At 42.1% G+C, this 12,244-nt stretch carries 6 protein-coding genes; 5 read left to right on the top strand and 1 reads right to left on the bottom strand.

Translation table 11 applies throughout. The features are described 5' to 3' along the window. The first annotated feature begins 1 nt into the window (after position 1). From ACSQ7D_RS04795 to ACSQ7D_RS04775, 5 genes are all read left to right on the top strand, one after another. Positions 2-2,476, top strand: a complete 2,475-nt coding sequence (locus ACSQ7D_RS04795) for a DUF4982 domain-containing protein (RefSeq protein WP_437135552.1) — start codon at positions 2-4, stop codon at positions 2,474-2,476. Between the two features lie 152 nt (positions 2,477-2,628). Continuing rightward, positions 2,629-3,276, top strand: a complete 648-nt coding sequence (locus ACSQ7D_RS04790) for a GNAT family N-acetyltransferase (protein ID WP_437135551.1) — start codon at positions 2,629-2,631, stop codon at positions 3,274-3,276. An 85-nt stretch (positions 3,277-3,361) separates the two neighbouring features. Continuing rightward, a complete protein-coding gene (gene ileS / locus ACSQ7D_RS04785; protein ID WP_437135550.1) occupies positions 3,362-6,769 on the top strand; it encodes an isoleucine--tRNA ligase in 3,408 nt (1,135 codons plus the stop codon). 591 nt (positions 6,770-7,360) lie between these two features. Beyond that, positions 7,361-9,502, top strand: a complete 2,142-nt coding sequence (locus tag ACSQ7D_RS04780; RefSeq protein ID WP_437135549.1) for a TonB-dependent receptor — start codon at positions 7,361-7,363, stop codon at positions 9,500-9,502. Positions 9,503-9,534: 32 nt separating this feature from the next. Then, the gene (locus tag ACSQ7D_RS04775; RefSeq protein ID WP_437135548.1) at positions 9,535-10,875 is read left to right on the top strand and encodes a DUF4374 domain-containing protein; all 1,341 of its coding nucleotides are present in this window, start codon (positions 9,535-9,537) and stop codon (positions 10,873-10,875) included. Between the two features lie 51 nt (positions 10,876-10,926). Here ACSQ7D_RS04775 and ACSQ7D_RS04770 read toward each other — a convergent pair whose 3' ends face one another. Beyond that, the gene (locus tag ACSQ7D_RS04770; RefSeq protein WP_437135547.1) at positions 10,927-11,850 is read right to left on the bottom strand and encodes an alpha/beta hydrolase; all 924 of its coding nucleotides are present in this window, start codon (positions 11,848-11,850) and stop codon (positions 10,927-10,929) included. Between the last annotated feature and the right edge of the window lie 394 nt (positions 11,851-12,244).

The following is a 12,244-nucleotide window of genomic DNA, read 5'->3' as shown; positions in this document are numbered from 1 at the left end:
AATGAACAAAATCAACCTTTTACTTTTATTAGGCGTTGTCGCTACAAGCTGGGCGCAACAACAGCAAACGCTCGAAAAAGGGTGGAAATTTACCCGTGAGGACAAACCAGTGTTCTCGCAAACTAACTACAACGATGCCAAATGGCAACGCGTAACCGTACCTCACGATTGGGCTATTTATGGTCCTTTTGATATGGAAAACGATATCCAGCGCACTGCCATCAAGCAGGACGGACAAAAAGCGGCTATTGAGCATACGGGGCGCACAGGAGGCTTGCCTTTTGTAGGCGTAGGCTGGTACCGCACGCAGTTCAACGTGCCTGAACTTACGTCCGATAAGCAAGTGTTTGTACAGTTCGACGGGGCGATGAGTAACCCCGAAGTGTTTGTAAACGGACAAAAAGCGGGTGAATGGCACAATGGCTACAACACTTTCTTCTTGGATATCACTCCTTACGTAAAAGCTAATAACAACACTTTGGCAGTGCGACTCAACAACCTTACCCAGATGTCGCGTTGGTACCCAGGAGCTGGATTGTACCGCAATGTGCATATCATCACTAAAAACAAAACGCATATCCCTATTTGGGGCGTACAAATTACTACCCCCGAAATAACAAATAACTTCGCCAAAGTAGTAGTAAATACTGAGTTTGTAGCTGATAAAAAGACGGCTATCACAGCAGAGACTGTTATTTTCGACGAACGAGGTGAAAGAGTAGCGTATACCAATACCAAAGGAACGCCTTACACTACCGATAAGATTTCAGCAGAATTGTATATTGATAATCCCCGTTTGTGGGACATCGGCAAGCCGTACCTCTATAAAGCGGTTACCAAACTCTATGAAGGTAATACTGTAAAAGATGAGGTGACCACTACCTTTGGGGTGCGCTCTATCGAACTCAAACCTAACGATGGTCTGTACCTCAACGGACGCAAAATCAAAATACAAGGGGTGTGTATGCACCACGATTTAGGTCCGCTGGGCGGGGCGGTAAATGAGAGTGCTATACGTCGACAAATACGCATTATGCAGGATATGGGAGTGAATGCTATCCGCACTTCGCACAATATGCCCGCGCCTGAATATGTGCGCGCTGCCGATGAAATGGGTATGCTACTCGCCGTAGAGAGTTTCGACGAATGGGCTATCCCCAAAGTAGAAAACGGTTATCACTTGTACTTCAAAGACTGGGCTGAAAAAGACCTTACGAACCTTGTAAAACACTACCGCAACAACCCCAGCGTGCTGATGTGGTTCATCGGTAATGAGGTGGAAGAACAGAGTGTAGAAAGTGGCTCGCAAGTAGCGCGCTATTTGCAAGATATCATCAAAAAATACGATACTACCCGCCCTGTGAGCAATGGTATGGATAGACCTCACGATGTGCTTAAAAACAATATGGCAGCAACGATGCAGCTAATAGGCTTTAACTACCGCCCATTTAAGTACAAAGAAGCTTACCGCAAGTTGCCACAACAGCTTATTTTGGGTAGTGAAACAGCATCAACAGTGAGTTCGCGCGGGGTGTATAAATTCCCCGTAGAGCGCAAATCAATGGCTAAATACCCCGATATGCAGTCTTCTTCTTATGATGTAGAACACTGCGGTTGGTCGAACTTGCCCGAAGACGACTGGATACATCAAGAGGATTTGCCTTATACCATAGGAGAGTTCATCTGGACAGGTTTCGACTATCTCGGCGAACCTACTCCTTACTATGTAGAATGGCCTTCACATAGTTCCTATTTTGGGGCAGTAGATTTGGCTGGGCTACCCAAAGACCGCTTCTATCTCTACCGCTCGCATTGGAATAAGGAAGCCGAAACCTTACATATCCTCCCTAATTGGAATTGGGAAGGGCGCGAAGGTGAAGTAACTCCTATATTCGTTTATACTAATTATCCTTCTGCCGAATTGTTTATCAATGGCAAAAGTCAAGGCAAACGCACTAAAGACCTCTCTATAAAATTAGAAGAGGAAGAAAAAGACGGCAATCCTTCAGATTTAGAACGCCAGAAACGTTACCGCCTAATGTGGATGGATACTAAATACGAACCTGGTACTGTGAAAGTAGTAGCTTACGATGCCAATGGTAAGGCAGTAGCCGAAAAAGAAATACGTACTGCTGGTAAGCCTTATGCCTTGCGTCTTAGCAGTGAACACAAAACAGTGCTCACCCCTAATAGTAAAGACCTCGCTTTCATCACCGTAGAAGCGGTAGATAAGGACGGTAATTTATGCCCAACAGTGAATGATTTAGTAACCTTCAGCGTGAAAGGAGCAGGCTTTTATAAAGCAGCAGCCAATGGCGATGCTACTTGCACCGACCCATTTCACTTGCCTAAAATGCACCTTTTCAACGGAAAATTAGTGATGATGGTACAAGCAGGTGAAAAAGCAGGCGAAATTACTATTGAGGCAAAAAGTAAAACGCTAAAAGGAAAGATTTCAGTAGAAGTTAGAAAATAGAACATAGAAATTAGATGCTGTTATTTTTATATGCTTTGCCAAAGGACAAGAGCCTTTGGCAAAGTTTTTTATAGTAGAGGTAGAGCTGAGAACAATTGGTGCATTAACAAAAATATTGTATCTTTGTACTTTCATCTACAAATCGTCCACTTATGAACTACCGTCTTGCCTCTCCCGCCGATGCCCGCAAAGTAGCCACTGTGCTCACCGATGCTTTTGCTAACTACAATATGTATCGTGAGGTGCTCAACTCTTTTTTTACTACCGATAGTAAGTATATAGACTATCTGAACAAATTGCATTATGTACAAGTGATGAGTAATATCCGTAAGGGTTATTGCTTGATAGCCGAAGAAAACAACGAAATTATAGCCGTCGCAGTGATGCAATCGTTGCGATGCACTCGTATTACCCTTTGGGATTACCTACGCTCAGGAGCTTTTGCACTTTGGCGTTATGCCAAACCTACTCAATACTTTTTACCTTTCTTAGACAAGAGCAGCGAGCACGCCAAAAAACAAACTTCTGAAAACAGATGGTATTTAGAGAGTTTTGTAGTGAGTCCCGCGTGGCAAGGTAAACACATAGGAGGTAGATTTTTAGACGAAGCCGTTTTGCCTTTAGTAGCGCGTGAAGGAGGTAGCCAACTTAGTTTGGTTACTAATACCGAAACAAATGTATCTTTCTACCAAAAACACGGTTTTGAGCAAATTCACCAAACCAAAATAGGAGGCGTAGATGTTTGGACGATGTTGGTGGATGTGAAGAGTCGCTATAAAGTACCTGACAACCCTGATTAGAAGAGTAACTTGGTACTTTGAAACTTTTTTTCTACTTTTGCGCCAATATTAACCATTGACCATTCATCATTAATTATTGTTTTATATGAAATTCAACGAGTACAAACACTTAGACCTTACTAAGATAGCAGAAGAAATATTGGCTTTCTGGAAAGCCGCCAACATCTTTGAGCAGAGTATCGCCTCACGCGAGGGCGCTATTCCGTTCGTGTTTTTTGAAGGACCGCCATCTGCCAATGGCGTACCTGGTATTCACCACGTGATGGCGCGCTCTATTAAGGATATTTTCTGCCGCTATAAAACTCAGAAAGGATTTCAAGTAAAACGCAAAGCAGGATGGGATACCCACGGCTTGCCCGTAGAACTTGGTGTAGAGAAAGAACTCGGCATTACCAAAGAAGATATAGGCAAAAAAATAAGCGTAGAGGACTATAACAAGGCTTGCAAAGAAGCCGTGATGCGCTATACCGATATCTGGAATGACCTTACCGAGAAAATAGGCTACTGGGTGGATATGGAAGATCCTTACATCACCTATAAACCTAAGTATATGGAAAGCGTATGGTGGCTTTTGAAACAACTCTACAATAAAGGATTGTTATACAAAGGCTATACCATTCAGCCTTATTCGCCTAAGGCAGGAACAGGCTTGTCGTCGCACGAGCTCAACCAACCAGGTTGTTACCGCGATGTGAGCGATACTACCGTTGTGGCGCAATTTAAAGTGCGTCAGTTCCCAGAAAAGTTGGCTAAACACTTTGAAAGTATAAAAGAACCTATTCATATCCTTGCTTGGACAACCACTCCTTGGACATTGCCTTCTAACACCGCACTTGCCGTGGGCAAAGAGATTGAGTATGTACTCGTAAAAACATTCAATCAATATACTTTTGAGCCTATTACTATCATTATTGGCAAACCGCTTTTGGCAAAACAATTCGGCAAAAAGTTTGTAGAGGGCGATGCAGAAGCCTTAGCAGCTTATACGCCTGAAAGCAAGACTATTCCTTACCAAGTATTAGGAGAATGCAAAGGCGCAGACCTCGTGGGTACTACTTATGAGCAACTCATTCCTTGGTGCGCTCCTGCCGAGAATGCTGACCAAGCTTTCCGCGTAATTGCAGGCGACTTTGTTACCACCGATGATGGTACAGGTATCGTGCATATCGCCCCTACTTTTGGTGCTGATGACGCCCGTGTAGCTAAAGAATATGGAGTGCCTCCAATGCTCGTAAAAGACGCGTATGGCAACTTTATTCCGTTAGTAGATTTGCAAGGGAAATTTATTGAAGGACACAATATTCCTGAGGCTTTTGCAGGTAAATACATTAAAAATGAGTATTACGATGCAGGAGAAGCACCTGAAAAATCGTGGGATGTGAGCTTGGCAATTCTCCTCAAAGAAGAAAACAAAGCTTTCAAAGTAGAAAAATACGTACACAGCTATCCACACTGCTGGCGTACTGATAAACCTGTATTGTACTACCCGCTCGACTCGTGGTTTATAAAGGTTACTGACTTCAAAGACCGTATGTTTGAGCTCAATGAAACCATCAACTGGAAACCTAAGGCTACCGGTGAAGGGCGTTTTGGCAACTGGCTTAAAAATGCTAACGACTGGAATCTTTCGCGTTCACGCTATTGGGGGATCCCGTTACCTATCTGGCGTACAACCGATAAGCAAGAGGAAATCTGCATCGGTTCGGTAGAAGAACTAAAAGCCGAAATACAAAAAGCTATTGCAGCGGGCGTAATGACAGCTGACCCTTATAAAGATTTTGTAGTAGGCGATAACTCCGAAAGCAATTATGACAAGGTTGATTTGCACAAAAATATCGTTGATAACATAGTGCTCGTGTCGCCTTCAGGCAAACCTATGCACCGTGAAACCGACCTTATCGACGTATGGTTCGACTCAGGGTCTATGCCGTATGCACAATGGCACTATCCTTTTGAAAACAAAGACTATATCGATAATCACACCGCTTACCCAGCCGACTTTATAGCGGAGGGGGTAGACCAAACACGCGGTTGGTTCTATACACTTCACGCGATTGCTACTTCGGTATTCAACAGCGTGGCGTACAAAAACGTAGTGTCTAACGGTTTGGTGCTCGACAAGAACGGACAAAAGATGTCGAAACGCTTGGGCAATGCGGTAGACCCATTCACTACCATAGCCGAGTATGGCGCCGATGCCACTCGCTGGTATATGATTTCTAACGCTAACCCTTGGGACAACCTCAAATTCGACTTGGAAGGGGTAGCTGAAGTACGCCGTAAATTCTTCGGTACGCTCTACAACACCTATTCATTTTTTGCACTCTATGCTAATACCGATAGCTTCACTTATGCAGAAGTCGATATACCACTGGCTGAACGCCCTGAAATAGACCGCTGGATACTTTCGGAACTCAATACGCTCATCAAAGAAGTAGATGCCCTCTATGCCGATTATGAGCCTACCCGTGCTACGCGTGCTATCTCGGATTTTGTACAAGAAAACCTCAGCAACTGGTATGTGCGCCTCTCACGTCGCCGTTTCTGGAAAGGAGAATATGAAACCGATAAGATAGCCGCTTACCAAACCCTTTACACCTGCTTAGTAACCATCGCCAAACTGATGGCGCCTGTAGCACCTTTCTATGCCGATAGATTGTACAAAGATTTGGTAAGCGTTACCGGTAAAGAAAACAAAGAGAGTGTACACCTCACCGATTTCCCCGTAGCTAATGAAAGCTACATCGATAAGTCTCTTGAAAGCAAGATGCAGAAAGCGCAGACCATTTCGTCCTTAGTACTATCGTTGCGCAAGAAAGAAAGCATCAAGGTGCGTCAGCCATTGCAAAAGATAATGATACCGATAGCCAACGCTACCGAGCGCGCTGAAATAGAAGCGGTAGCAAACCTCATTAAGCACGAGGTGAATGTGAAGGAAATAGAACTCTTGGAAGATGCATCAGGTATATTGGTAAAACAAATCAAGCCAAACTTCAAGACCTTAGGACCTAAGTTTGGCAAGGATATGAAAGCTATAGCCACAGCGGTACAAGAATTTGGTCAGCAGGAAATAGCACAGTTTGAAAAAGTACAAACGTACAGCTTGCAACTGCTCGACAAAACGGTTACTTTGAGTTTGGACGATGTAGAAATCAGCACTCAAGATATAGAAGGCTGGTTGGTAGCCACCGCTGGTAGTCTGTTGGTAGCTTTAGATATTCACATCACCCCTGAACTGCGCCAAGAAGGTATCGCTCGTGAGTTGGTGAACCGCATTCAGAATATCCGCAAGGACAACGATTACGACATCACTGACCGCATACAAATACGCCTTCAAGCGCACCCTGCCCTACAAGCAGCCGTTACTGCTAACGAAGCCTATATCAAGAACGAAACCCTTACTGATAGCATCACTTTTGTAGAGAGTCTGCCAGAGGGTGAAGAAATAGCCTTTGACGAAGTAACAACAAGAATAGTCGTTAGTCGGTCGTAGCACGACAAGCTGTTAAACACTTTACCAATATCCCTAGATTTTGACAAAGTGATAAGAAAAGCGCGATGTTTAAAATAATAAACATCGCGCTTTTTTATTGACTAATTCACCTATTTCTCTTCTTTTTTCTTTCGATTTATTACCCTCAAAACTACCTTTTTTACTTAACTCTTAACTCCTCATTATTAACTACTTATATACCCTTTCTATACCAATCGTCCAAGATTCGTATAAGCTTCCTATAAGCTCTCTATAAGCTAACCCCACCCTCCTTACACCCTTTTTTCACCAAAATTCCCCTCAACCCTCTTCCGAACTTCTCCGTTTTCTTCCGAACCTCCTTAGCTCTCTGCTCTCTTCCAAACTTTCCTCCGAAAACCCCTAGTCCCTGCGAGATTTTCCTAAAAATCTGAAAACTCCTAATGTATCACTTTTAACAATACACACTTTGCCAAAGTTTGAAACTTCATAAAGGTTGATTATTAGCACTTCTGAGATTATTAACATTAAATATTTCCTATTTTTTTTAGAATCATTCCATTTTATTTACTATCTTTGCACCCTCTTTTTTTCTCATCAGAAATAATATTAATGTCTTTATCACCTAAAAATATAATCCTTTTACTCACTTCTTTTTGTGCAACTCAACTCTTCTCTCAACCTGTTGAAGAAGAAGTTACGCAACTCAGTGAGGTTGTGCTCACAGGGCAATCACCTATCAAGCAAGTGCAAAAAGCAGCTTACAACGTGGTTGCTATCGAAGCTCAACAGCTCCGCAATCTCAACAGCAATGCTGCCGATATGCTTGCTCGTGTATCGGGGGTGAAGATGCGCGAAACTGGCGGGGTTGGGGCAGAGACAGCAATCAATCTTAATGGCTTTACCGGTCGTCACGTGCGTATCTTTATCGATGGGGTGCCTATGAACGAAGCTAATGCCTCTTTTCGCATTAACAATATTCCCGCTGAACTTATCGAACGTATCGAAATTTACAAAGGTGTGGTGCCTGTTACTTTTGGTGCCGATGCTCTTGGGGGCGCTATAAATGTAGTAACGCGCAAAAGCCGATACAACTACGGCAATCTATCCTATACTTTTGGTTCTTTCAACACCCATAAAAGTACCTTAAACCTCGGGCAATTCCTCACCGATAACATCAGTGTAGAACTCAATGCTTACCAAAATTACTCCGATAACAGCTATAAAGTATTTACTGAATATCTCGACCTCCAAACAGGCTCTTACTCCAAAGAAAAACGTTGGTTCAAACGCTTTCACGACCGTTATCACAACGAGGCTATCATAGGTCGCGTGAATATCTTCGATGAAAAATGGGCTGATAAACTTTCTTTTGCACTCAATTATAGTCAAGAGAATAAACAACTCCAAAATGCCAACCTAATGCAAAAAGTATTTGGAGGTAAGTACCGCAAATCTCATAACTATTCATCTTCAGTAGAATATGAGAAAAAGAATATCCTCAAAGGTCTCTCTTTCTTCCTTACAGGACGTTATGATTTTACCACCACTCAGAATGTAGATGAAGAAGCTCGCCGTTATAGCTGGACGGGTGAGTATGAACCAATGGTTACTCGTGGTGAATCGCAACTTCAGAATACCATTTTTGAAGGTAAAACAGGATATATTACTTCACACTTAGACTATCAACTCAATGAAAAACACTCCTTTCAACTCACACACACCTTCAGTAATTACATTCGGCGTAACAAAAATATGCTCATTACCAACTATACCCTCGATTCCGATTTTATGAGGCGTGTCAATGAAAAAAATATCTCTGGATTATCATATAAGTTTACCCCTTCCGAGCGTTGGAATATATTAGCTTTCGGTAAATATTACAATACAGCTGTAACAGGTCCAGTGATTGTTACTGGATATGGAAGTCGCGCGGTATATGAAGAGGAAACTCATCACACTCAGGCTTGGGGTTATGGTGGGGCGACTACTTATCAGCTCTTAAAGCCTCTACAAGCCAAACTTTCTTATGAAAAAAGCTTCCGTCTACCTACTGATACTGAACTTTTTGGCGATGGCGATTTAGAGATTGGCAACTATAAGCTCAAACCCGAAAATAGCAATAACCTGAATGTAAATCTGTCTTATCAACCTGCGTTCAAAGTGCATTCATTCTTAGTAGAAGTGGGTTTTGCCTATCGTTATATCAAAGATTATATCATCAGAAGTATTATCAGTGCAGGAGCTAATGAAGGCTCCGCAGGAAGCCGAAATCACGGTAAGGTACTCAATATGGGAGTCGATGCTACCCTACGCTATTTCTTCTATAAAGATGCATTTTCAGTAGGTGGCAACTTGTCTTATATGAACTTGCGCAACAAAGAAGAATTTACTGAAACAGGTCGCCCTTCTGCTATCTATAACGACCGTTTGCCCAATATGCCTTATCTATTTGGCAACGCCGATGCTACTTGTAATATAGAAAGCCTGATTGCTAAACGCGACAGACTATCACTAAACTATAATCTCTTTTTCACCGAAGAGTTTTTTACCTCGTGGCAAAGCGAAGGAACAAAAATTAAAGTCCCTCGCCAACTTTCACACGACGTGAGTCTTACCTACTACACTCCTAACAAACGGTTAAGTCTTTCCGTAGAAGCCAAAAATATCACCGATGAATTGTTGTACGATAACTACAGCCTCCAAAAAGCCGGTCGCGCTTTCTATGCCAAACTCTCCTACCGATTCTACTAACCCCTAATTTCTAACAACTAATTTCTAAATATATGTATATCAATTTTCAAACATTCAAAAAAACGCTACTTGTAGGCTCATTAGTTAGCTTCGTAGCCCTTACGTCTTGCAAAAAAGACGATAATACTCCAGTTCCTCCTCCTTCTGCCGAGGAAGCTAACTTCTTCATCGATGCTGGAGGTGATCAAAATAAAACTCGTTATCTATTGGTCGCTAAAAACGTAGAAAATGGGGAACTCCCTCTTTCTGCTAACCAAGAACAATTCAAAGAAGCCAATGGCTATTTCTGGCAGTTCAACAAGAACACAGCAGTAGGTCTATCTTATGGCTTTAAAGGAGCTGGTATCGGTATTTCTTACGAAAAAACAGCTCAAGGTGTAAAACACCTTACTGATTTTGACGTAGCCGAACGTGCCACTACTTTCGGTTTCTTCAGTGATTATTGGATAACTGTAGTAGGCGGACAAGAATACGAAGGCAAAAAGGACGGCGCAACCTTCAACTTTCGCAATGCCAACAATTATACCAAAGCTTTTACCAAAACTATCCATACAGCAAATCTCCTTCCTGAGATGAACACCTCCTCTTCTACTCAAGAAATTGTGTCGTTTGCTGGTATCTTAGACAATGGTAACGGTGAGTTCTTCAGCGGTATGATAGTTTCTGATTACAAAGATGTACAAGTAGCTCAAGGTTCAAGTACCGGTAAAATCCACAATCCTGATGTAGTGTATGTAGGAGTACTCGATAAAGACTTGAACCTCAAACGTAGCTATAAAAGCGATAAGCTCAGCTATAGCGCAGGTCGTTTCAAATCTCAATATTTGTTAGAAATGGGTAAAGCCGATAATGGCGATGTATATGTGTTCTCAGGAGCAATTGCTAAGAATCCTCCTAAAGTAAAAGCTCCTCAAACCCCCGATGTTGCTTCAACAAAACCTGCAGGTGCTTTGCGTATCAAACAAGGCGCTACCGACTTTGATAGTTCTTATTTCTTTGATATTTCAGCAGTATCCGGTAACGGAATCTTTCGTCGTGTATGGCATATCACCGGTAATAAGTTCTTGCTTGAGTTCTTTAATGATGCTTCAAAAGCTGCCCTCAATGGAGTAGATGTAAACCGCTTTGCTATTGTAGATATGGAAGCTAAATCCTTCAACTGGGTAACCGGACTGCCAGCTCTCTCTGATTTTGCCAATATGACGTCAAACCCCGTAGAGCTTGCTGTCTATAATGGTAAAGTCTATCTACCAGTAAATGTAAAAAACAGTGACCCTGCTATCTATGTAATTGATCCTGCTACCAATGTAGCCACCAAAGGTCTCACTGTAAAAGGTGCTTCTTTCATTAACGCTATCGGTCGCTTTAAATAACAAAACAAAAAGGTGCTTGGAAAACAATCTCTCTAAGCACCTTTTCTATTTTTACTTTTCACTTTTTACTTTCTTCAGCCATTTCTCGGTATTTCTCAAATACTTCTCACTCGGCACAAACTTATAATGTAACCTTTTAGAAAGCGCCTCATACCGCTGTTGGATAACTGCTGGATTCTCCTCAATATCGTTGCGGTCGATGAACATCTCTGCAAAAAGCCTCCGCATCAAATCCATATTTCCTACCACTTGTATTGTGCCGTGATTCTCGTTAGGGTATTCAACAAAATAAGTCTCCAAATTCTTAAAATCTCCCTTTGTCGCCATTGCTTGCACCGCCTCTATCGCCTCCCGATGCCTACTGCGTCCATTGTTGCGCACCTTCTTCCCCGAATACGATAAATAGAATATCCGATGTTTAAAATCCTTTCCTTTATTCGCTTCGAACAACCGTTCTCCATCGTTTTTCCCCCACCACAAACTTGGGTCGTGTGCAATATAAGCATTAAACAACTCTGTATGTTTGTTAAGAGCTGAAACCACCGCCAATCCGCTCAATGAGTGACCTACTAAAATACGAAAATCACTACATCTGTATTGCTTTTTAACCAAAGGAATAAGCTCATCAGCCATAAACTGCCAAAAACGGTCACTATCGCTCCCAAAATCCCTTTCGCGCTGTGTGTTTTCAATTCCAATGACAATCATTTCAGGTACATTAGGGATTCCCTGAGCCAATTTTCCCATCAAAGTAGTAAAATAGTTGAAGTTTGTTTCTGCATCAAGCAGATACACCACAGGATAGTTTGTCTTTTTTAAAGTAGAGTCGTAATACGAATCAGGCAAATACACACTTATAGTACGCGTTTCACCTAACACTTTAGAAGAAACCGATAATTGTTCACCTATACAAATAGAAGTCTGCCCTTGAACAAAAGAGGAAGCTAATAGCCAAAACAAAAATACCCTTCTCATTACTTATTGATATTTAATAAATGTGATTTTAATAGATGCAAAAATACTAATAATTTCTCAAATTACCAATTTCTCAATGCCTTTATTCCTTACACTTTACTAAAGTTAATCTACCATCGCGCTATGCTTCACATCACCCTGTCATTCGTCCCTCGTCATTCGTCATTAATTTCCTTTTCCGTCATACTCCCCCCTATTGCCTATGGCCTTAGGCCTAGCACCTCTTCCTCTTTCTTTCGCCTCAAAACCCCGTTTTTACCATTTTTTGTATCGCTGTATTATACTATGAGTCAACTTTTTATATACCCTTTCTATACCAATCGTCCAAGATTCGTATAAGCTTCCTATAAGCTCTCTATAAGCTAACCCCACCCTCCTAAAAGCCTTTTCTCGC

It is taken from the genome of Capnocytophaga sp. G1920 (assembly GCF_051417515.1).
This window is presented reverse-complemented; position numbering and strand designations above follow the sequence as displayed.

Bases quoted from the DNA above. Each gene is read 5' to 3' on its own strand.
- ACSQ7D_RS04795 (WP_437135552.1), top strand. From the start codon at position 2: ATGAACAAAATCAACCTTTTACTTTTATTAGGCGTTGTCGCTACAAGC.
- ACSQ7D_RS04790 (WP_437135551.1), top strand. From the start codon at position 2,629: ATGAACTACCGTCTTGCCTCTCCCGCCGATGCCCGCAAAGTAGCCACT.
- ileS (WP_437135550.1), top strand. From the start codon at position 3,362: ATGAAATTCAACGAGTACAAACACTTAGACCTTACTAAGATAGCAGAA.
- ACSQ7D_RS04780 (WP_437135549.1), top strand. From the start codon at position 7,361: ATGTCTTTATCACCTAAAAATATAATCCTTTTACTCACTTCTTTTTGT.
- ACSQ7D_RS04775 (WP_437135548.1), top strand. From the start codon at position 9,535: ATGTATATCAATTTTCAAACATTCAAAAAAACGCTACTTGTAGGCTCA.
- ACSQ7D_RS04770 (WP_437135547.1), bottom strand. From the start codon at position 11,850: ATGAGAAGGGTATTTTTGTTTTGGCTATTAGCTTCCTCTTTTGTTCAA.